This window comes from Aquincola agrisoli, from assembly GCF_036621135.1.
GTDB classification, from domain to species: domain Bacteria; phylum Pseudomonadota; class Gammaproteobacteria; order Burkholderiales; family Burkholderiaceae_C; genus Aquincola; species Aquincola agrisoli.
In genome coordinates this window covers 56,497-77,191 of the sequence record NZ_JAZIBG010000048.1, presented here as the reverse complement: position 1 = coordinate 77,191, position 20,695 = coordinate 56,497, and the positions used below count along the sequence as shown (strand labels likewise).

Here is a 20,695-nt window from a genome sequence, read left to right as displayed (position 1 = left end):
GCAAAGGAACCGCGATGTACCGCAAGATCCTCGTCCCCGTCGATGGCAGCCCGACCGCACATGCGGCGCTGGGCGATGCGATCGCGCTGGCCCGCCTGGCCGGCGCGCCGCTGGTGCTGCTGAACGTCGTCGACGCGATGGAACACATCAACGGCTTCGAATGCCCGGCGATCTACCTGGGGGAGGTGCGCCCGCGGTTCCTGGCTGCCGCCCGGGCGATGCTCGATGCCCTGCGCGACGAGGCCGTGGCGCAGGGCGTGGCCGCCGAGACCGTGCTGGTGGAAAGCGCCGGGGCGCGTGTGTCGGAGCTGATCGTCGCGCAGGCGCAGCAGTCGGGCGCCGACCTCATCGTGCTCGGCACCCACGGCCGCCGCGGCGTGGACCGCCTGCTGATCGGCAGCGATGCCGAGCAGGTCGCGCGGCTGGCGCAGGTGCCGGTCCTGCTGGTGCGCCGCACCACGGGAGCGGCACCGCCCCCGCGCTGAGCGGCGCTAAGCCCGCTCGAACAGCACCTCCTGCGCGCCCTCCCACAGCACCTTCGTGCCGAGCGCGCGCAGGTGCTCCTTCCCTTCGACGATCGTCAGGAAGTGGTTGCCGGCCAGCTGCCCCATCTTGCTCGAGAAGCTGCAGGCGCCATACGCGAGGATGATCTCGGTCTCGCTGTAGCCGCCCGGGTAGAAGAGGACATCGCCGACCGACGGGTGGCTGGTGTGGTTCTCGAAGCCGACCGGCGTGCCGCCGTTCTCCAGCTTGAACTCGCCCAGCGGCACCCAGCAGCCTTCGCCGCTCCAGCGCACGTGGATGAGCTTTTGCCGGTAGGGCAGCAGCTTCAGGAAGGCGGCCACGGTCTGCGGGGCATCGGGGTGGGTCTCGGCCATGAAGGTATGGCCGCCGGCGGTCATGCGGATGCGGGTCATCTTGTCCAGTCAGGTTGCAGGGGTCAGGAGCCCGGCTGGCCGATCCACTTGGTGACGGTGGGGGCCTGCCAGGCCTGCAGCGCGTCGAGCAGGCGCTGCGGGTCGGCGTCGATCACCACCATGTCGCGGTGCTCGGCCTTCAGGAAGCCTTCGTCCACCGCGCGGTCGAGCATCGTGCGCATCGGGTCGTAGAAGCCGCGCACGTTGAGCGCGCCGCAGGCCTTGCTGTGGTCGCCCAGCTGGGTGAGCGTCGCGGCCTCGAACAGCTCTTCCAGCGTGCCCAGGCCGCCGGGCATCGCGACGAAGGCATCGGCCAGTTCGGCCATGCGCGCCTTGCGGATGCGCATGTGGTCGACCACCTCGTGGGCGGTGAGGGCGGGGTGCAGGTGGCCGCGCTCGTGCAGCCGGCGGTTGATGACGCCGACGGCTTCGCCGCCGGCGCCGAGCACCGCGTCGGCCAGCACGCCCATCAGGCCCTTGTTCGTGCCGCCGTAGACGAGCCGGATGCCGCGTGTGGCCAGCGCCGCGCCCAGCGCGCGGGCCGCCTCGGCGTACTCGGCCGAGGCGCCGAAGTTGGAGCCGCAGAACACCGCGACGCTGCGCAGCGCCGCGGCGGGGGAGGGAACAACGGGTCGGTCGGTCATGCTCATGCAGCCATCATCTCAGTTGCGCCGAAGGTGCTGCCGGGGTGGGCCATCACGCCGGCAGGTCGGCCTTGCGCTGCGTCCAGCCGGTCAGGCGGCTCTCGAACAGAGCGAACACGCCGTACAGCGCCACGCCCAGCGCCGCCAGGATGATGAGCCCCGCGAAGACCAGCGGCACGTCGAAGTTGCCGCTGGCGATCATCATCACGTTGCCGATGCCCTTGTTGGCGGCCACCGTCTCGCTCAGCACGGTGCCGACGAAGGCGAGCGTGATCGCGATCTTCAGCGACGCGAAGAGGTACGGCAGCGCACGCGGCAGGCCCACGTTCCAGAGGATGTCGCGCTTGCTGGCGCCGAGCACCTTGAACACATCCTCCAGCTCCGGCTCGGTGGTGGCCAGGCCGGTGGCCACGTTGACGACGACCGGGAAGATGCTGATCACCATCGACGTGAGGATGGCCGGCACCGTGCCCGCGCCGAACCACACGACGAAGATCGGCACCACGGCCACCTTCGGGATGCTGGAAAAACCAACCAGCAGCGGATAGGCCACGTTGTAGGCCAGCTTTGAGGAGCCGATGACCACGCCGATCAGCACGCCCGCCAGCACGCCCAGCACGAAGCCGGCGGTGGTCGTGTAGAGCGTCTGCACCGTGTGAGGCCACAGCAGCGGGGCCTTGTCGACCAGCACCGCGGCGATCTGGCTCGGCCGCGGCAGCACCAGGTCGGAGATGCCGCTGGCCAGGCAGCCCAGCTCCCACAGCAGGAAGAACGCGACCAGCGCGGTGGCGGAGAGCAGCCGCTGCTTCGCCAGCGGCGACAGGCCCGGCGACGCGGTGATCGCCGGCGCGAGGGGCCGCCTCGCCGCGGAAGGGGCGGGCGCCCGGGTGGCGGCGGGCGTGGCGGGGGCCGGCGAATGGTGTTCGAGGGGTTTCATGCGGTCTCCAACTCGGTGGCTGCAGGCTCGGCCGAGCGGGCCTCGGCGATGCGCATGCGAAGCTGCTGCACCAGCGTCGCGAACTCGGGGGCGTAGCTCGATTCGAGCGTGCGCGGCCGGCCGAAGGGCACGGCGCGGTCTTCGAGGATGCGGCCGGGCCGCGAGCTCATCACGCAGATGCGGTTGGCCAGGTAGGCCGATTCGCGCAGGTCGTGCGTCACCAGCAGCACCGTCGGGCGCTTGGTGGTCCACAGGTCCTGCATGATGGCCCACAGCTCCTCGCGGGTGAACTGGTCGAGCGCACCGAAGGGCTCGTCGAGCAGCAGCAGCTGCGGGTCGTGGATCAGCGCGCGGCAGAGCGATGCGCGCTGCAACATGCCGCCCGAGAGCTGCCACGGCCGCTTGTCGCCGAAGCCCTTGAGTCCCACCTGCGCCAGCAGCGCCTCGGCGCGCTCGGCGAACTCGGTCTTCTTCAGCCGCGCGTAGTCGGCGCGGAAGGGCTGCACGATCTTCAGCGGCACCATCACGTTCTCGCGGATGGTGAGCCACGGCAGCATCGTCGGGTTCTGGAACGCGAGGCCGATGCGGGTGCGCCCGGCGCCGGCCGCGCCCACCTCGCGGCCGCCGACGATCACGCCGCCCGCGGTGGGCTGCAGCAGCCCGGCCACCAGCTTCAGGATGGTCGACTTGCCGCAGCCGCTGGGGCCGACGAGCGCGACGAAGTCGCCCTGCGCGATGCGCAGGTCGGTGCGGTCCAGCGCGATCGTGCCGCCGCCGTAGCGCACCGACACGTCGGAGAGGTCGATCAAGGGGTTGTCCATGGGCCTCGTGCCTCGCTGTTCAGATGTGGAGGATCGCGGCGACCGGGCCGCCACCGGGCGGGCCCTGGTGCTCGGCACCGCCGGAGACGTAGAGCCGCGTGCGCCCCACCAGTGCGCCGAGCACGCCGCCCACGGCCGCGCGGGCATGCCGCGTCGCGTTGATGTCGGAGTCGTTCAGCATCGTGTGGCGCGCGCCGCGCACGCGCCCGTCGGGGCTCGCTTCGGCCTTGGCCAGCAGGTTGACCAGCCGGCGCGCCACCTCGTCCGCGTCCCGCTCCGGGTCGAGCCCGAAGGACTCGCGGAACATCGTGCGCACGCTCTGCGCATCCACCGCGTCCTTCATCACCGCATGGCCGATGCGGAAGGCCGACACGGCGCCCGCGGCCTCGCCCAGCACGATGACGACGTTGTTCTCGAGCTCGATGCCGGCCGAGACCGAGGCACGGCCCGACCAGGGCGCACCGTCGGCCAGCACCAGGCCGTCGTGCACCGTGTCCGCGGGCAGTTCGCCCAGCGCCACGGCCACGCCCAGCGCCGAGGCGCCGCGCGAGAAGCCCATCGACGCATAGGTGTCTTGCGTGACCGGCGCCGCCCCGCGCCCGGCGGCATCGGCCATCCGGTCGGAGGTGAGCAGCGGGCATTTGATCTGCACGAAGTGCACGTCGGCCGGGTCCTCGATGCCGGCGTCGCGCATCGCCCCGCGCACCGCCTCGGCCGTCGCCTCGATCTGCGCGCGCCTGCCGATCTCCTCCGGCAAAAACGTGCGTGTCTGCGCCACGCCGACGACGAGCCGCTTGTCGTCCGCCGCCGGCGCGCCGACGATGAAGCGCCGCGTGATCACCGTGAAGTGCGGCGAGAGCACGCCCTCGGTGCCGCCCGACATCACCAGCGACACACGGGCCTCGACCTCGGCCGGCGTGCACTGGAGATGGCTGGACAGGTAGTGCTGCCAGGCCATGGTCGCGAAGTCGCGCGTGTGATCGTTGACGCAGCCGTTGCCTTCGGTCTTGCCCATCACCGCGACGATGTCGCGCGGGTCGAGCTCACCGGCCTCGGCCAGGGCCTGCACGCCGCTCAGGTCGGCCGGCCCGCGGCACGGCACGCACCACACGCCGACGTCCTGCGCCTTCATTCCGCCACCTCCGAGGTGGGCGTGGCGCTGCGCGGCACGCCGGCCGGCGTTTCCAGCACGGCGCCGATGTAGTGCTCGGTGTTGCGGGCGCGCGGCGCGGGCATGCGCTGCACGCTCTTCACCGAACGGCCCCAGCCCGCGGCGTCGGCCACCAGCGCGCCGTCGCGCATCACGAAGCGGCCGCGCACCAGCGTGTGCAGCGGGTAGCCCTGCACCTTGCGGCCGTTCCACGGCGAGATCTTGCTGATCGACTGCAGCCGGTTCTGCGACAGCACGCCGGCACGCGCCATGTCGACGATGGCGATGTCGGCGTGCGCGCCCGGCGCGATCACGCCCTTGGTGCCGTACAGGCCCCAGGCGCGTGCCGGGTTCACCGCGCTCCAGCGCACGTAGTCCATCAGGCTAGCCCGGTCGCGGTTCACCTCGGTCAGCATCAGCGGCATCTGCGTCTCGACGCCGGGGAAGCCGCAGTCGCATTCCCAGATGTTGGCGCGTGTCTTTTCCTCGGGCGTGTGCGGCGCGTGGTCGGTGGCGATCATGTCCAGCGTGCCGTCCATCAACGCGTCCCACAGCGGCTGGTTGTGGCGCGCCTCGCGGATGGGCGGGTTCAGCCGCATCACGCCGCCCAGCTTGAGCATGTGGTCGGTGTTGAGCAGCAGGTACTGCGGGCAGGTCTCGGCCGTCACGTCCACGCCGCGGCGCTTGGCGTCGCGCAGCAGGAAGAGCGAATCGGCCGCGCTGTGGTGCGCGATGTGCACACGCGCGCCGGTCCATTCGGCCAGCGTCAGCACGCGGCCGATGGCCTCGATCTCGGCCACCGCCGGGCGGGCCGCCAGGTGGGCCAGCGCATCGGTGCGGCCGGCGGCCTGCATGCGCTGCTGGCGGCGCAGCAGGATCGACGAGTTCTCGGCGTGCACCACGGTGCGGATGCCCAGCGGCGCCAGCTTCTCGAAGCCTTCGAGCAGCGCGCCGTCGGTGGGCGCAGGCAGGTTGCCGAAGGTGTTGCCGACGAAGGCCTTGAAGCTGGTGACGCCGCCTTCCAGCAGTTCCTCGAGCCGCTCGATCGTGTCGTCGCCCAGCAGGCCGTGGATGCCGAAGTCGACGTACGACGATTCCGCCGCCTTCTGCTTGATGCGTAGCGCCTCGATGGTGCCGGTGGCCGGGTTGGTGTTGGGCATCTCGAAGACGGTCGTCACGCCGCCGCAGGCCGCGGCGGCGGAGCCGGTCTTCCACGTCTCCTTGTGCGGATAGCCCGGGTCGCGGAAATGCACGTGGCTGTCGATCGCGCCGGGCAGCAGGTAGAGCCCGTCGGCGCGCATCTCCTGCGCGGCGGGCGGCATCAGGTCGTCGTGGCCCACGGCGACGATGCGTTCGCCGGCGATGGCCACGGCGGCGTCGATGATCTGGTCGGCGGACACCACCTTGGCGCCGCGGATCACGAGGTCGGCTGATTTCATGCGTGCGGCTCCTTACAGCGAGGCCCAGCCGCCGTCGACCGCGAGGTCGGCGCCGGTGATCTGGCGTGCGCGGTCGCTGGCCAGGAACAGGCAGGCATCGGCCACGTCGTCGTCGAGCGTCACGCGGCGCAGCGCGTAGTCGGCCGCGTGGCGTTCCATCGCGGCCTCGAGCGTGATGCCCAGCTTGGCGGCCATGTTGGCGCAGACCTTCTCGCGGAAACGCGGGCCGTCGACCATGCCCGGCGCCACGCAGTTGACGTTGACGTTGTAGGGCCCGGCTTCGAGCGCAAAGCTCTTGGTGATGCCGCGCAGCCCCCACTTCGAGGCCGAATAGGCCATGCGCCCCGCGCGACCGCGCATGCCGAAGGTGCCGCCGACGTTGACCACCTTGCCGGCCTTCTGCTCGATCATGGCCGGCAGCACTGCGCGCATCGTGTTGAAGCAGCCCTTCATGTTGAGCTCGACGATCTCGTCGAACTCCTCGGGCGTGGTCTCCCAGCCCGTCTTGCCGATGGGGCCGGAGCCGCCGGCCACGTTCACCAGCACGTCGATGCGGCCGAAGGCGGCCAGCGCCGCGGTGGCGAGCGCAGCGGTCTGCTTCGCGTCCGTCAGGTCGCAGGGCACCACGATGGCCGGCACGCCCAGCGCGCGTGCCTCGGCGGCCACCGGCTCGATGGCCGCGGTGTCGCGGCCGGCCAGCACCAGCCGGGCGCCTTCCTGCGCGAAGGCCAGCGTCACCGCGCGGCCCATGCCCTTGGCGGGGCCGGTGATCACGGTCACCTTGTCTTTGAGTTTCAGGTCCATGGGAGCTTTCAGAACAACTTGGAGGGGCGGTCGGCGCGCGCCGGCAGGAAGCTGCGGTCGAAGACCTCGGCGGGCTGCGGCGTGCGCGGCAGCTGGTTGGCCTCGACGACGATGTCGATGGCGTTCTTCAGGCGCGCGTCGTCCACGTCGCCCAGGCCGATGCGCGCCACCTCGGGGTGGCTCATGTCGTTGCGCATCGTCGCGATCAGCTTGTCGCGTTCCAGCTCGCGCTTGAGCAGCGGCTCGCGCTTGAGCGAGTGGTCGGTGGCGGCGGCCGGGTCGGCGATCACGTCCTTGATCGCGCGGTTCAGCGCCTTCACGAAGCCCTGCACGGCCTGCGGGTTCTCCTTCACGAAGCTGCGCGAGAAGAACACGGCGTTGGAGTAGAGGTCCATGCCGTTGTCGCCGTAGCGGATGAAGCGCAGGTCCTTCGCCGGGTCGAGGCCCATGCCGCGCGCGCTGAACGACACCGTGGTGACGTAGCCGAAGGCCGCGTCGATCTGGCCGCGCGACAGCATCTGCTCGCGCAGGTTGGGCGCCATGTTGGTCACGCTGACCTTGGACGCGTCGATCTTGGCGTATTTGGCGAAGGCCGGGAACAGCTTCAGCGCGCCGTCGTTGGCCGGGCCGCCGACCGTCTTGCCTTCCAGGTCCTTCGGCGTCTTGATCGGGCTGTCCTGCTTCACCACGATGGTGAAGGGCGGCGTGTTGTAGAGCATGTAGACGGCCACCGGCGCATCGGCCGGGCGCTTGGCCGCGAGGTCGATCAGCGTGTTCAGGTCGCCGAAGCCGGCTTGGTAGGCACCCGAGGCCACCTTGGGGATCGAGGCCGACGAGCCTTCGCCCTGGTCGAACTGCACCTCGAGCCCTTCTTCCTTGAAGTAGCCCTTGTCCTGCGCCATGAAGAACCAGGCCTGCGGGCCTTCGTACTTCCAGTTCAGCACCATCTTGATCTTGGTCTGCGCGAACGAGGCCGCGGGTGCGGCGGCGAGCGCGACACCCAGCGCAAGCGCCTTGAGAACCTGGGAGGGGAACGTCATGGGATTTACTCCTTGGGGGTAGTGCGGGTGGGTCGGGAGGGCAGCGCGGCGAGCAGCCCTTCGGCCGTGGCCACGAAGCCATGGATCTGCTCGACGATGAAATGGATGGCCCGCGTCACGTACGCGGGCGAGACGGTGCTGCTGGCGTCTTCCAGCAGCACGCAGTCGTAGCCGAGGAAGCCGGCGTCCTGCAGCGTCGAGAAGACGCAGCGGTCGGTGTTGACGCCGGCGAACAGCAGCGTGGTCAGGCCCTGCTGGCGCAGCACGCTGTCGAGCTCGTTGTCGAAGAAGCCGCTCAGCCGGTGCTTGAAGACGGTGATGTCGCCGGCCAGGACCGGCAGCTCCTCGACGACCTGCGCGCCCCATTCGCCGGGCACCAGCGAGCGGCCGCGGTCGAGCGGGGAGCGTTCGGCATAGCCCACGCCGCTGGCACTGCGCTTGCCTTTGAAGTGCACGGCGGGCGGCAGGTTGAGCCGGTCGGGCCGAACGCCCCAGTTGAGCCACACCACCGTGCCGCCGGCGGCGCGCCAGGCGGGCAGCAGCCGGGCGAGCATGGGGATGGGCTTGCGGGTGGCGCGCAGGTTCGCGCCCTTCTGGCCGAACCAGCCCTCGGGGTGGCAGAAGTCGTTCTGCATGTCGACCACCACCAAGGCACTGCGGTGCAGGTCGATCTGCACCGGCTGCGGGCGTGCGCCAAGCATCAGCGGCCGGGCAGGCCGGGGCTTGCGCACCAGGCTGATGCCTTGCTCGCTCAATGCCCAACTGTTGTGCGTTGCCGGTCCGAACGCCGCGTCGGCGGTGCCGCGGCGTCCGGTTTTGGTGCGAAGGGGTGGCGAGGGGCGCGTCATGTCCCTTCACTACGCAGCCGGCGTGCCGGAAAGCGTTGCTCAGACCTGCTGTTTTGCGTAAGGTGCGTTGCCGTTGCGGCAGCACTCACCACCATCCGAATGAACCACCTGCGCTTTCTCCGCTACGTCGACGAAGTGGCCCGCTGCGGCTCGATCCGCCAGGCCGCGGAGCGGCTGCACGTGGCCGCCTCGGCGGTCAACCGCCGGGTGCAGGACATCGAGGAGGAGCTGGGCACGCCGCTCTTCGAGCGCCTGCCGCGCGGCATGCGGCTCACCGCCGCGGGCGAGCTGTTCGTGCGCTACATCCGCGACCGTGCCTCGCACATGGAGCAGGTGCGCTCGCAGATCGAGGAGCTGCAGGGCCTGCGCCGCGGCACGGTGCGCATCGTCGCCAGCCAGGCGCTGGCGCCGGCCTTCCTGCCCGATGCGCTGGCGGCCTTCCGGCCCTCGCACCCGCTGGTGGCCTTCCAGGTGCACATCGGCGACCACCTGAACGCGCTGGAGCGGCTGCGCAGCTTCGAGGCCGACCTGGCGCTGGTCTTCAACCTCGCGCCCGAGGGCGACGTGGAGGTGATGGCCGAGGTCGAGCAGCGGCTGATGTGCCTGATGCACAAGCGCCACCCGCTGGCCGCCCGCGAAGGCGGCCTGCGGCTGCGCGAATGTGCCGAGTACCCGGTGGTGCTGCCCAACCCGGACATCGGCGGGCGGCAGCTGCTCGATCGCTTCCTGCTGCGCAGCTCGGTCAAGCTGCGCCCCACGGTCGAGAGCAACAGCTTCGAGTTCCTGCGCGGCTGCCTCTACAACGACAACGCGCTGTCGTTCCAGATCGCGATCGGGGCGATCACCGACCGCGAGGAGATCGTCGCCAAGGAGATCGAGGACCGCGGGTTCCCGCGCGGGCGGCTGGTGCTGGCCTGCCTGCGCTCACGGCAGCTGCCGGTGATGGCGCATGCCTTCGCGCGCTACCTGCTGCGCTCGATGGGGGCGGCGGCCGGCGGGTGAGCCGGCGCGCAGCCGCGGCCGTCAGCGCGCGGCCGGCATCCAGGCGAGCAGCCAGCGCAGCCAGGCGGCGCGCCAGGCCAGCGTGAAGGCGACGACGAGGGCGCCGCCGGCCAGCGTCATCACCCACACGATCGCCGCCATCGATGCATGGTCGACCTGCAGGCACAGCCCCAGCGAGCCTGCCAGCGCCACGGCGGCCACGCCGCGCAGCACCGCCGCGGCGCGCGGCGGCATCGGCGACGTGCCGCACACCTGCCGCCAGTGCGCTTCCATCGCGAGCGCGAACCAGCCCAGGCCGGCCACGTTCATCGCCACCGCGGCCAGCAGGAGCAGGCCGTCACGCACGGGCACCCTCCGGTGGCAGGGCGGGCTGCCGGCCAGGGGCGCCGGCGGCGCGGCGCTTCAGGCGGTGCGCCGCCACCAGCGCCAGCAGCGCCGACGCCAGCAGCGCCAGGTCGACGCCGGCCACCGGCCAGTAGCCCGCGGCGAGCGTGCGCAGCAGGTGGTCGCCGGTCGTGATGCCGTTCAGCAGCACGGCGGCCACGGCCATCACCACGATCGCGCCGCACTGTTCCCGCCATGCGGGCGCCAGGCGCGCCTGGGCGACCGGCGCGGTACGCCAGAGCGCGTGGGCGGCGGCGAGTGCCCAGGTGCCCCAGAACGCGTACTGCTCCAGGTCGCCGCGGCCGGGCCAGCCGGCGGGCAGCTGGTCGGGCAGCAGCCGGTTGGCGACGAGGATGCCGAGCGCGGCGATCACCGTGCCGGTGACGGTGGTGACCGCGAGCGCATCGACCCAGCGGGCGCCGCCCTGTCCCAGCCGGGCGTGCTGCCGCTTGCGCTTCTCCACGAAGAAGATGAACCCCGTCGCGATGCAGGCGCAGCCCGAGAGCCCGCCCAGCACGTAGAGCCAGCGCAGCAGCCAGTGGCGGAAGTGCTGCAGGTGCAGGCCGGTGAGGAACTCGTTGACGCTGGCCACCGCGGTGCGCGGCGGGTCCTCGCGCAGCAGCTCGCCGGTCGATGCCTTGAAGTGGATGCCTTCGCCGGTCAGCGCCACGCGGTCGGTGCCGGCGCGGTAGACGCTGACGTAGGCGTTGGCATCGCCCACGTGCTGCACCTGCAGGTAGCCCACGTCGCCGGCCATGCCGCGCGCGGCCCAGCGGCGCTGCGCCTCGGCCACCATCGCATCCACCGACGCGAGCGGCGCGGCGACGCCGGCACGTTCATGCGGCAACCCGGTGGCCTCGGCCTCCTGGCGTTCATGCAATTCGTGCAGCGGGGCGAGCTGCGTGTGGGTGACGGGGAAGTAGATGCCGCCGAAGATCACCAGCCCGGTGAACGCGAACATGAAGTGGAACGGCAGCGCGACGACGCCGGTCAGGTTGTGCAGGTCCAGCGTGCTGCGCGGCGTGCTCTTGGCCGGGCGGAAGGTGAACAGCTCGCGGAACAGCTTGCGGTGCATGACCACGCCGCTGACCAGGGCCACGAGCATCACCAGCGCCGCGAGGCCCACGATCCAGGTGCCGAGCGCCATCCAGTTCAGGTTCAGGCTGTAGTGCAGCGGATAGAAGAACTGGCTGCCGATCTTCAGCCGGTCGTCGGGCAGCGGCTGGCCGTTGCGCGGATCGATGGTGCGCGTGCCCCAGACCGCGTCTTCCGGGTCCTTCGCGCCCGGCAGCTCGAAGCCTGCGAAGAGGCCCAGCACCGGGTCGCGGTGCGTGGTGTAGGCCGCCCAGGTGCGCACGACCGCGAAGCGCTCGGGCATCGGCCCGTCGATGCGCGAGCGCGCCGCCTCGATGTTGGCGGCGTCGGGCTGCATGCGCTCGAAGGCCGGGCGCAGCAGCTGGTCGAACGACGGCATGGGCTGCGGCTCGAAGCGCGACGACGGGATCGCCCAGCGGTCGATCTCGCGGTCGAACACCGACAGCGAGCCGAAGAAGAACACGACCATCAGCACGAAGCCGAGCACCAGGCCGAACCAGGTGTGCAGCCACGTCATGGATTGCCGGAAGTTCTGGAACATCGCGAACTCCTTTTTGCTGTCTAGACGAGCAGGCCCTGCACGAGCCAGGCGGCGCCGGTCATCGAGACGCCGCCGCCGGCCAGCACGAGCCACACGTGCGCGAGGCTGCGCGCCGCGAAGGCCCACAGGAAGGCGGCGAGGAACACGAGGAAGCCAGCGATGGTGCCGAAGGCTTCGGCATCGTGGAACTCCATCCGCGCCGCGAAGAGCGTGGCGACCGCGAGCGCGATGAAGCCCCAGGTGAAGGCATAGCCGCCGAGCAGGCCGGCGGCGATGCGCAGCACGACGTGCAGGGCACCGGGGGAGGGGGCGTTCACGGCCGGGCCCGTCAGAGCTTGAACTCGACCGTCAGCGCCGCGTTGCGGGGCGCGCCGTAGATGGCCCCGTACGCCAGCCCGCCGATGTACTTCTTGTCGAACAGGTTGTTGACGTTGAGGCGCACGGTGGTGGTGTCGTTGAGCTCGTAGGCCGCGAACGCGTTGGCCAGCAGGTAGCCGCCCTGGGTGGCGCCGCCGGCCTTGTAGGCGTCGGACTGCCAGCGCGCGTTGGCGCCCAGCCGCAGCCCGGGCACGATGGGCAGGCGGGTGTCGAAGCGGAGGTTGAAGGTATTGCGCGGCACCCACTCGTAGATGTCGTTGCCGTCCGGGCCCGTGAGCTTCAGGTGCGTGTAGCCCACCGTCATGCGGGTGTTCAGGCTGATGCGGCCCGTGGCCTCGAGCTCGAGGCCCTTGGACTTCACGTCCTTGGCCTCGTAGTAGGAGATCTGTCCCGGCAGGGTGCCGGCGTAGGTCGCCAGGCCCTTCTGCTCGGCGGTGAAGAGCGCCGCGGTCGTCAGCAGCTTCTTGTCCAGCCATTCGGCCTTGAGGCCGACCTCGGCATTGACGCCCTTCACCGGGTCGAGGAAGTTGCCGCCGCGGTCCTTCTGTTCCTGGACCTGGAAGATGTCGGAGTACGACGCATAGGCCATCACGTCGGGGGTGACGTCGTAGGTGATGCCCACGTACGGGCTCACCTCGTCGAGGTCGGGCGAGGGCGCCGGCGCGGTGTCGCCGTACAGCGTGCTGCCCTTGCGCTCGAAGTGCACGGCGTTGGCGCCGAGGATGCCGGTCAGCCGGTCGGTGAGGGACCAGCGCGAAGCGACATAAAAGCGGGTCAGCTCCTGCTCGCCGTTGGAATCGGGCGTGCGCGCGCCCCAGGTGGGCTCGGGGTAGACGTCGCCACCGTACGGGAACGCCGGCAGCGGCAGGTACATCTGGTCGGCCGGCGCGGCGTAGAGGGCGGTGGCGCTGCGGCTGCGCGAATGGGTCAGGCCCAGCAGCAGGTCGTGCGTGCGGCCGAAGGCCTTGAACGGGCCGTTGACCTTGGCGTCCAGCGCCGAGGCGATGGTGGTGGTGTAGCCGCGGTACGGCCAGCCCTTGAGGCCGGTGTTGTCGTCGTTCAGCGTGCCCGAGTCCGAGTACGCATACAGCAGCTTGGTGTCTTCCTCGCCATGCCGGTAGTTGTAGGTCAGCTTGGCTTCCCAGCCGTTGCCCAGGTCATGGGCGTATTCGACGAAGGCGCTCTGCGTCAGCGTGTTCCAGTAGGTCCACTTCTGCGAGGTCGAGGCGGAATCGTCGAACTCCGCCTGGCTGCCGTCGGCGCGCCGCAGCGTCAGCGAGCCCCACATCGGCGACTGCTGCTTGTCGCGCTGGAAGGTGAAGCCTGCCGTCAGCACGCCGCGGTCGCCGATCTGGCCGTCGACCACGCCGTACACGGTGCTGCGCCGGTCGTGCAGGTCGCGCAGGTGGGAGTCCTTGTCCTCGTGCGCGACGACCAGCCGGCCGGCCCACGAGCCGTCTTCGGTGAGCCGCTTGTTGTAGTCGGCGGCGATGCGGCGCTGGCCGTACGAGCCGGCGGTCACCTGGACCTGGCCTTCGTCCTTGTTGGTCGGGCGCTTGCGCACGTAGTTGATCGTGCCCGAGGCGTTGCCCATGCCGGTCAGCAGGCCGTTGGCGCCGCGGATGAACTCGACCCGCTCGAAGAGGAAGGTGTCCATCTGGCCGACCACCGTGCCCCAGCTGTTGCTGAGGCCCAGGCCGTCGACCTGGGTGAACTGCACCTCGAAGCCGCGCGAGTTGAAGACCGCCCGGTTGGTCTCGTACTGCTCGACGTTGATGCCGGTGCCCAGGCGCAGCGCATCGATGCTGCCGGTGATGCCGAAGTCGGCCAGCTCCTGCTGATCGACGGTGCTGATGGATTGCGGCGTGTCCTTGATCTCCATCGCCAGGCCGGTCGCGCCGCTGGAGATGCGGTTGATGCGCTTGCCGGTGACGACGATGCTGTCGCTCTGGGCCGTCTGGGCGTGGGCATCGCCGAGGGCGATGCAGGCGGCGATGGCGCAGGCGCTCATCAGCAGGGGATCTTGGCGGCGGTACTTCTGAAACATGGCGTCCGGGATTGCGACGTGGAAAAGTCGGTAGGTGAATAAAGAATGAGAATGATTCTCGCTTAAGACGTGACGTTTCCTGAAGCATTTGTGTGTTGAACGCAACAGATTGGTGATTCCATCCGGTGCGGGCCGCCGCCGTGCCCGCGGTGCGTCGGACAGCCGGACGCGTCGATGTCGCACCTGGAGACCTCCACCGTCCTACACCGCTGGCGCGGCCGCTCCGCAGAATGGACTGACCGCATCGCGCGACAGGTGCCGCGCACAGGAGGTGTCCCGATGAACCGAACCGCTCTGCTGCTCACCGCGCTCTGCACGGCACTCACGGCCCTGCCGGCGAGGTCGGGCGACCTCGTGGCCTACGAAGGGGGCGACCTGATCCGACTGTCGGAGGCCGCCTGCACCAACGAGGCGGTGCTCAACCGCATCGAGCCCGATGCGCGGCGGCACTTCCGCACCGCGTCGGCGGTCGTGCAGGGGCAGACCTACCAGGCCTGCTGGGGCGCCCTGCCCACCGCCGTCTACCTGATCTACGAGGACGGCGACCAAGGCGTGTTGCCGATGAGCCGGCTGCAGGTGCCTGTCGACATCTGACGACAGCCCGCAGCGCGAGGCGCGGGGCGGCGTCGCTCTATAAACTGGGCCGATGACAACCCCGCAGAGAGTTCTCGTCGTCGGCGGCGGGATCGCCGGCCTGTTGCTTGCGACCCGCCTGGGTGAACAGCTCGGGCGCTCCGGCCAGGCCGAGGTGGCGCTGATCGACCGCAGCGCGACCTACGTGTGGAAGCCGATGCTGCACACGATCGCGGCCGGCACCTGGGACGTGCACCAGCAGCAGGTCAGCTACATCGAGCACGCACGCCGGCACGGCTTCAGCTACCAGCCCGGCGTGCCCTGCGGCCTGGACCGCCAGGCGCGCGAGCTCACGCTGGCGCCGCTGCTGATGCCCGAAGGCGAGGTGCTGCTCGAGCAGCGCAGCCTGCGCTACGACGCGCTGGTGCTCGCCATCGGCAGCCGGGCCAACGATTTCGGCACGCCGGGGGTGGCCGAGCACTGCCACTTCATCGACAGCCAGGCCCAGGCCGAGGCCTTCAATGCCCAGTTGCGCGGCAGGGTGCTGCGCAGCGTGGTGCACCGCGAGCCGCTGCGCATCGCGATCGTCGGCGGCGGTGCCACGGGGGTCGAGTTGTGCGCGGAGCTGCGCAACCTGCTGGACATCGCCGCGGGCTACGGCGATCCCACCGTGCGCGAGCGCGTGCACGTGACGCTGCTGGAAAGCGGGCCGCGCATCCTGCCCGCCTTCCCGGAGGCGGTCTCCGCGTCGAGCGCCGGGCAGTTGCGCCGGCTTGGCATCGAGCTGCACGTCGACACCCGCGTGACGGGCGCGGAGGCGGGCGGTTTCCGCCTGGGCGACGGCAGGCTGATCGAGGCCGACATGTTGGTCTGGGCGGCCGGCGTCAAGGCGGACGACTTCCTGGCCACGGCCGGCGGCTTGAGCGTCAACCGGACGAACCAGGTGGTGATCGGTCCGAGCCTGCACAGCGTGGACGACCCGCGCATCTTCGCGCTCGGCGATTGCGCGAGCCTCGTGCCGACCGAGGGCGCACAGCCCCTGCCTCCCACCGCGCAGGTCGCCAACCAGCAGGCCCACCACCTGGCACGCCACCTCGGCCCCTGGCTGGCGGAGGGCCGGGCGGTGCCCGCCTTCCGGTTCCGCGACCGCGGCGCGCTGGTCTCGCTGAGCCAGTACAACGCCTTCGGCACGCTCGGCAAGTTCGGCTTCTTCGAGGGCGGCTTCATCCAGGGGCGCTTCGCCCAGATGAGCCACGTGCTGCTGTACCGCCAGCACCAGATCGGCCTGCACGGCGTGCTGCGCGCCGCGGCCATGTGGGCGGCGGAGCGGCTGAACGGTTGGGTGCGGCCGAAGATCCGGCTCAGCTGAGGCCCCGCCGGGCCGCTCAGCCGCCCAGGTAGGCCTTGCGGATGTCGGGATTGGCGAGCATCTCCCGCGAGGTGCCGGTGGTCACCACGTGCCCGCCTTCGAGCAGGTAGGCGCGGTCGCACATCTCCAGCGCGGCGTAGGCGTTCTGTTCCACCATCAGCACCGTGGTGCCGCTGCGCCGCACCTCGAGGATCAGCTCGAAGATCATCTCGACGAAGTTGGGCGCGAGGCCGAGCGAGGGCTCGTCGAACATCACCAGCCGCGGCCGCGACATCAGCGCGCGGGCGATGGCCAGCATCTGCTGCTCGCCGCCCGACAGGGTCCCGGCCGCCTGGCCGCTGCGCTCGCGCAGGCGGGGGAACTTGTCGAACATGCGCTCCATGTCCTGGCGCGCGCGCTGGCGGTCGCTGCGCCGGTAGGCGCCCATCTCCAGGTTCTCGCGCACCGTGAGCTGAGGGAACACGCGGCGGCCTTCCGGGCAGTGCGCGATGCCGCGGTCGATGATCTGCGCCGGCGGCGCGCCCGAGATGCGGTGGCCGTCGAAGTGGATCTGCCCGTGGGCGAGCGGCTCCAGCCCGCTGATGGCGCGCAGCGTCGTCGACTTGCCGGCGCCGTTGGCGCCGATCAGCGTGACGAGCTCTCCTTCCCGCACCTCGATCGAGAGGCGGTCGATGCCGACGGTGGCGCCGTAGCGCACGGTGACTTGGTCAAGCTTGAGCACGTTGCAGCCCCGATCCGAGGTAGGCGCGAATGACTTCCGGGTGCTGCTGGATGGCTTGCGGGCCGCCGGTGGCGATCAGCTTGCCGTGGTTCAGCACGACGATGTGGTCGGAGATCGACATCACCATGTGCATGTCGTGTTCCACCAGCAGCACGGTGATGCCGCTGTCGCGGATGCGGCGCACCATCTCCTTGAACGCTTCCGTCTCCGACGGGTTCAGGCCGGCGGCGGGTTCGTCGAGCAGCAGCATGCGCGGGCGTGCGGCCAGTGCCAGGCCCACGCCCAGCAGCCGCTGTTCGCCGTAGGAGAGGCCGCTGGCCAGTTCGCCGGCCCGCGCTTCGAGGCCGAGGAAGGCCAGCATCTCTCGCGCCTCGGCGCGCAGCCGTTCCTCCTCGCGGCGGAAGCCGGCGCCGCGCATCAGCGCCTGCAGCACGCCGCTGCCGCCGCGCAGGTGCAGGCCGGTGAGGATGTTGTCGAACACCGTGCAGCCGGCGAACACGCTGGTGCGCTGGAAGCTGCGCACCAGGCCGCGCTGCGCGATGCGCTCCGGCGGCTGCGCGGTGGCGTCCTCGCCGAACAGCAGCACGCGGCCGGCGGTGGGCCGCATGTAGCCCGAGATCACGTTGAACGTGGTGGTCTTGCCGGCGCCGTTGGGGCCGATCAGGCTCACGATCTGGCCGGCCTGCACCGAGAAGCTCAGGTGGTCGACGGCGGTGAGGCCGGCGATCTGCATCGTCACGTCTTCGAGGCGCAGCACCTCCTGTGCGGTGCCGGCGGCCGCGGCAGGCATGGCCGTGGATGGGGGTGCGCTCATGCGGCTTCTCCGGCGGCGCGCGCGGGCGGTTGGACGGCGGGCGCCGCAGCCGGCGCGGCTGCGGACTGCGGGCGGGCCTGAGGTGCGCGCTTGCGGCGGCGCAGGCCCGACAGCGCGGGCACGATGCCGCGCGGCATGAAGATCAGGATCACGATCATCAGCGTGCCGTAGAGGATCCACTGCACCTCGGGCGCGAGCCGGCCGCGCAGCAGCTCGGGCAGCAGGCCGAACAGCAGCCCGCCCACCACCGGGCCGGCCAGTGTGCCCTTGCCGCCGACGATCACCATGATGACCATCGTGATCGTGAACATGAACATGAAGACGTCGGGGTCGATGATGCGCACGGTGTGCGCGTAGAGCCCGCCCGCGGCACCCGCGATGGCAGCGGCGCCCACCGCGGCGATGCGCAGGTAGTGCGTGACGGGCACGCCGATCGAGCGGGCCAGCGTCTCGTTCTCGCGCAGCGCGATCATGGCGCGGCCGGTGCGGCTGTGCACCAGCGCGGCCACCAGCAGCCAGGCGATCACCGCCACCGCCAGCACCAGCCAGTAGGTGCTGGCCTTGGTGACGAGGTCGACCACGCCTTCGCCCGGCACCCACAGCGTGAGCGGCGGGATGCTGTTCAGCGCCATCGGGCCTTCGGTCAGGTCGACCCAGTTGGTGGCCACCATGCGCATCACCTGCGCGAAGCTGATGGTGACGATGACGAAGTACGCGCCGCGCACGCGGAACGCCAGCTTGCCCACCAGCCAGCCGAAGAGGCCGGCGACGACGATGCCGCTGGCGAAGGCCAGCCACACCGGCTTGGGTGCGACGACGAAGGGTTCGTCGGAGCCCGGCAGCGTGACGTCGAAGCCCAGCGACATCAGCGCGCTGGTGTAGGCGCCGATGCCGAAGAACGCCACGTGCCCCAGGCTCAGCTGGCCGGTGTAGCCCAGCAGCAGGTTCAGGCTGATCGCGGCGATGATGAAGATGCCGGCCGAGGCCACGACCGACAGCACGTACGGGTCGGGCCACAGCACGGGCAGGGCGGCGAGCAGCAGCACGCTGGCCACGAACAGGATCGAAGAGGATTTCATCGCGTCACCCCACGCGTTCTTTCATCGTGAACAGGCCCTGCGGCCGCAGCATCATCACCAGGAGGATGACGAGGAAGCCGATGGCGTCGCGGTAGGCCGTGGAGATGTAGCCGGCGCCGAACTCCTCGATCAGCGCCAGCGCGAAGCCGCCCAGCGCCGCGCCGGCCAGGTTGCCCAGGCCGCCGAGGATCACGATCGCGAAGGCCTTCAGGCTGGCCAGGTCGCCCATCGTCGGGTTGACGACGAACACCGGCGCCAGCAGCGCGCCCGCCACCGCGGCCAGGCCCGAGCCCAGCGCGAAGGTGAGCGTGTAGATGCGCGAGACGTTGACGCCGACGATCTTGGCGGCGTCCTTGTCCTGGAAGGTGGCACGCATCGACAGGCCCAGCCGCGAGCGCTCGATCAGCAGGTAGAACGCGACCAGCAGCACCAGCGCCGTGCACAGCACGAAGAGCCGGATCGGCGAGACCGACACCGCGCCGAACACCACCGGCTCCTGCGAGAAGGGCGAAGGCACGGCCTTGGCCACGCCGCCCCAGGCCAGCAGCTCGGCGTTCTGCAGCACGATCATCACGCCGATCATGATGAGCATCACCTCGTCGATCGCCGCGAGGTTGCGCCTGCGCAGCAGCAGCCATTCGATCAGCGCGCCGGCCGCGATGCCGACGACGGCCGCCATCAGCACCGAGCCGAAGTAGTTGAGCCCCAGCAGCGACACGAAGCCGTAGGCCACGTAGGCGCCCAGCGTGTAGAGCTCGCCGTGCGCCATGTTGACCACCTTCATGATGCCGAAGATCAGCGTGAGGCCGATGCCCAGCAGCGCGTAGGTGGCCCCCAGCACGAGGCCGTTCAGGAGGTGTTGGAGGAACTGGTCCACGGCCGCAGGCGCTTACTTGACGGTGACCGCGCCGTCCTTGAGCTCGACGACGTAGATGTTGGGCTCGTTCTGGCCGCTCTCCTTGCCGGCCGGGCCTTCCTTGACGAAGCCGACGTCGCCGTTGACGCCCTTGACCTTCACCTTCCACAGCGCGTCGCGGATGGCGGCGGGTTCGGCCTTGCCGGCGATCTTGATAGCCTCGGCGATGGTCAGGATCGCGTCATAGCCGCGGAAGCCTTCGGTCTGGCCGGCGAAGTCGAGCTTGCGGGCGTTCCATTCCTCGACGTACTCCTTGGCCACGTCGGGGTACTTGGCGCGCTGCACTTCCCACGGGGCGAAGAACAGCAGGTGCTGGCTGGCGTAGCCCTTGGGGCCGGGCGTCTTCAGCAAGGGCTCGGGGAACGAGCCGCCGGTGGTGATGATGCGCTGCGGCAGGCGCTGCTCGCCGGCCTGGCGGATGGCCAGCGTGAGCTGCTCGATGCCCGAGGTGACGATCAGCGTGTCGGCGCCCGTGCCCTTGAGCGCGGCGAGCTGGGCCGACAGGTCGGTGGCATCGGGGGCCATGGTCTCGGTGCGGCCGATGGCCACGCCCTTGGCCTCGAACATCTTCTTGAACTCGGCCGCGGCGCCCAGGCCCCAGTCGTTGTTGACCGACAGGAAGTCGACCTTCTTGATGGTGGGCGTGAAGCTGTCGAGCTGCTTGCCGAAGGCCGTGGCCTCCATCGCCGACGTGGGGCTGGTGCGGAAGATCCAGGGGTTGCCGGCGGTGGTGATCTTGCCGGAGGAGGCGGTCTCCACCACCATCGGCACGCCGTACTCCATCAGCTTGGGCATGATGGCCAGCGTGAAGGTGGAGCTCCAGGCGCCCATCATCACGGGCACCTTGTCCTTCAGGATGAGCTTTTCGGCCGAGTTGACGGCCTCCCGCGGGTTGGACTTGTTGTCCTCGATCACCAGCTCGAGCTTCTTGCCGAGCACGCCGCCCTTCTTGTTGATGATGTCCGCGGCGATGCGGGCGCCGTTGGTCACGTAGGTGCCGGAGGCGGCGACGGCGCCGGTCAGCGGCTGCGAGACGCCGACCTTGATGGTGTCCTGGGCGTAGGACGGCGTGGCTGCGGCAACGAGGGCCGATGCGGCCAGGGCGGCGCGCAGGGTCGGAAGCGTGTTCATGGCGGGGTCCTTCGGGCGGGTCGACAACAAAAAGCGGGACAAAGG

Annotated in this window: 22 protein-coding genes; 4 read left to right on the top strand and 18 right to left on the bottom strand. The window is 70.3% G+C overall.

Going from position 1 to position 20,695, the window contains the following annotated elements; all coding sequences use genetic code 11:
• The first annotated feature begins 14 nt into the window (after positions 1 to 14).
• A complete protein-coding gene (locus V4F39_RS22245) occupies positions 15 to 485 on the top strand; it encodes a universal stress protein (RefSeq protein WP_332292195.1) in 471 nt (156 codons plus the stop codon).
• A 6-nt stretch (positions 486 to 491) separates the two neighbouring features.
• Here V4F39_RS22245 and V4F39_RS22240 read toward each other — a convergent pair whose 3' ends face one another.
• The 9 genes from V4F39_RS22240 to V4F39_RS22200 are packed head-to-tail and all read right to left on the bottom strand — an operon-like array spanning position 492 to position 8,507.
• The gene (locus V4F39_RS22240; protein WP_332292194.1) at positions 492 to 917 is read right to left on the bottom strand and encodes a DUF3830 family protein; all 426 of its coding nucleotides are present in this window, start codon (positions 915 to 917) and stop codon (positions 492 to 494) included.
• Between the two features lie 23 nt (positions 918 to 940).
• On the bottom strand, positions 941 to 1,561 hold the full coding sequence (locus V4F39_RS22235) for an LOG family protein (RefSeq protein WP_332292193.1): 621 nt from the start codon (positions 1,559 to 1,561) through the stop codon (positions 941 to 943).
• 52 nt (positions 1,562 to 1,613) lie between these two features.
• Complete coding sequence (locus tag V4F39_RS22230) at positions 1,614 to 2,498, bottom strand: ABC transporter permease (protein ID WP_332292192.1); 885 nt, start codon at positions 2,496 to 2,498, stop codon at positions 1,614 to 1,616.
• The gene (locus V4F39_RS22225) at positions 2,495 to 3,319 is read right to left on the bottom strand and encodes an ABC transporter ATP-binding protein (protein ID WP_332292190.1); all 825 of its coding nucleotides are present in this window, start codon (positions 3,317 to 3,319) and stop codon (positions 2,495 to 2,497) included. The genes V4F39_RS22230 and V4F39_RS22225 overlap by 4 nt, the downstream gene beginning before the upstream one ends.
• A 19-nt stretch (positions 3,320 to 3,338) precedes the next feature.
• Complete coding sequence (gene atzD, locus V4F39_RS22220; RefSeq protein ID WP_332292189.1) at positions 3,339 to 4,451, bottom strand: cyanuric acid amidohydrolase; 1,113 nt, start codon at positions 4,449 to 4,451, stop codon at positions 3,339 to 3,341.
• Positions 4,448 to 5,908, bottom strand: coding sequence for an allantoinase AllB (gene allB, locus V4F39_RS22215; protein ID WP_332292188.1), 1,461 nt, complete (start codon positions 5,906 to 5,908; stop codon positions 4,448 to 4,450). Before allB ends, atzD begins: the two co-directional genes overlap by 4 nt.
• A 12-nt stretch (positions 5,909 to 5,920) precedes the next feature.
• Positions 5,921 to 6,712 (bottom strand): SDR family NAD(P)-dependent oxidoreductase, encoded by a 792-nt coding sequence (locus tag V4F39_RS22210; RefSeq protein WP_332292186.1) that lies wholly within the window; start codon positions 6,710 to 6,712, stop codon positions 5,921 to 5,923.
• A gap of 8 nt (positions 6,713 to 6,720) precedes the next feature.
• Positions 6,721 to 7,752, bottom strand: coding sequence for an ABC transporter substrate-binding protein (locus V4F39_RS22205; RefSeq protein ID WP_332292185.1), 1,032 nt, complete (start codon positions 7,750 to 7,752; stop codon positions 6,721 to 6,723).
• Between the two features lie 5 nt (positions 7,753 to 7,757).
• Positions 7,758 to 8,507: a cysteine hydrolase family protein gene (locus V4F39_RS22200; RefSeq protein ID WP_332292184.1), complete on the bottom strand. Its 750-nt coding sequence runs from the start codon at positions 8,505 to 8,507 to the stop codon at positions 7,758 to 7,760.
• Between the two features lie 192 nt (positions 8,508 to 8,699).
• Between V4F39_RS22200 and V4F39_RS22195 the strand changes: the two genes are divergently transcribed.
• Positions 8,700 to 9,602, top strand: a complete 903-nt coding sequence (locus tag V4F39_RS22195) for a LysR family transcriptional regulator (protein WP_332292183.1) — start codon at positions 8,700 to 8,702, stop codon at positions 9,600 to 9,602.
• Between the two features lie 21 nt (positions 9,603 to 9,623).
• On the opposite strand, the gene V4F39_RS22190 is transcribed toward V4F39_RS22195, so the two are convergent.
• The 4 genes from V4F39_RS22190 to V4F39_RS22175 are packed head-to-tail and all read right to left on the bottom strand — an operon-like array spanning position 9,624 to position 14,047.
• Positions 9,624 to 9,947, bottom strand: a complete 324-nt coding sequence (locus tag V4F39_RS22190) for a DUF3325 domain-containing protein (protein ID WP_332292182.1) — start codon at positions 9,945 to 9,947, stop codon at positions 9,624 to 9,626.
• A complete protein-coding gene (locus V4F39_RS22185; RefSeq protein ID WP_332292181.1) occupies positions 9,940 to 11,622 on the bottom strand; it encodes a PepSY-associated TM helix domain-containing protein in 1,683 nt (560 codons plus the stop codon). Before V4F39_RS22185 ends, V4F39_RS22190 begins: the two co-directional genes overlap by 8 nt.
• Positions 11,623 to 11,642: 20 nt before the next feature.
• The gene (locus V4F39_RS22180) at positions 11,643 to 11,939 is read right to left on the bottom strand and encodes an iron uptake protein (protein WP_332292179.1); all 297 of its coding nucleotides are present in this window, start codon (positions 11,937 to 11,939) and stop codon (positions 11,643 to 11,645) included.
• An 11-nt stretch (positions 11,940 to 11,950) separates the two neighbouring features.
• Positions 11,951 to 14,047 carry a TonB-dependent siderophore receptor gene (locus V4F39_RS22175; protein ID WP_332292177.1) on the bottom strand — a complete coding sequence of 699 codons (2,097 nt, stop codon included), beginning with the start codon at positions 14,045 to 14,047 and terminating at the stop codon, positions 11,951 to 11,953.
• 279 nt (positions 14,048 to 14,326) lie between these two features.
• Here V4F39_RS22175 and V4F39_RS22170 point away from each other — a divergent pair, with 279 nt between their 5' ends.
• Together V4F39_RS22170 and V4F39_RS22165 are read left to right on the top strand one after the other, a co-directional pair.
• Positions 14,327 to 14,641, top strand: a complete 315-nt coding sequence (locus V4F39_RS22170) for a hypothetical protein (protein ID WP_332292176.1) — start codon at positions 14,327 to 14,329, stop codon at positions 14,639 to 14,641.
• 52 nt (positions 14,642 to 14,693) lie between these two features.
• The gene (locus V4F39_RS22165) at positions 14,694 to 15,989 is read left to right on the top strand and encodes an NAD(P)/FAD-dependent oxidoreductase (protein WP_332292175.1); all 1,296 of its coding nucleotides are present in this window, start codon (positions 14,694 to 14,696) and stop codon (positions 15,987 to 15,989) included.
• 16 nt (positions 15,990 to 16,005) lie between these two features.
• On the opposite strand, the gene V4F39_RS22160 is transcribed toward V4F39_RS22165, so the two are convergent.
• From V4F39_RS22160 to V4F39_RS22140, 5 genes are read right to left on the bottom strand one after another with little or no spacing between them, the layout of a single operon-like run.
• The gene (locus V4F39_RS22160; RefSeq protein WP_332292174.1) at positions 16,006 to 16,710 is read right to left on the bottom strand and encodes an ABC transporter ATP-binding protein; all 705 of its coding nucleotides are present in this window, start codon (positions 16,708 to 16,710) and stop codon (positions 16,006 to 16,008) included.
• The gene (locus tag V4F39_RS22155) at positions 16,697 to 17,524 is read right to left on the bottom strand and encodes an ABC transporter ATP-binding protein (protein ID WP_332292173.1); all 828 of its coding nucleotides are present in this window, start codon (positions 17,522 to 17,524) and stop codon (positions 16,697 to 16,699) included. Before V4F39_RS22155 ends, V4F39_RS22160 begins: the two co-directional genes overlap by 14 nt.
• Positions 17,521 to 18,603 carry a branched-chain amino acid ABC transporter permease gene (locus tag V4F39_RS22150; protein ID WP_332292172.1) on the bottom strand — a complete coding sequence of 361 codons (1,083 nt, stop codon included), beginning with the start codon at positions 18,601 to 18,603 and terminating at the stop codon, positions 17,521 to 17,523. Before V4F39_RS22150 ends, V4F39_RS22155 begins: the two co-directional genes overlap by 4 nt.
• A gap of 4 nt (positions 18,604 to 18,607) precedes the next feature.
• The gene (locus V4F39_RS22145) at positions 18,608 to 19,480 is read right to left on the bottom strand and encodes a branched-chain amino acid ABC transporter permease (RefSeq protein ID WP_332292171.1); all 873 of its coding nucleotides are present in this window, start codon (positions 19,478 to 19,480) and stop codon (positions 18,608 to 18,610) included.
• 12 nt (positions 19,481 to 19,492) lie between these two features.
• Complete coding sequence (locus V4F39_RS22140) at positions 19,493 to 20,650, bottom strand: ABC transporter substrate-binding protein (protein WP_332292170.1); 1,158 nt, start codon at positions 20,648 to 20,650, stop codon at positions 19,493 to 19,495.
• Between the last annotated feature and the right edge of the window lie 45 nt (positions 20,651 to 20,695).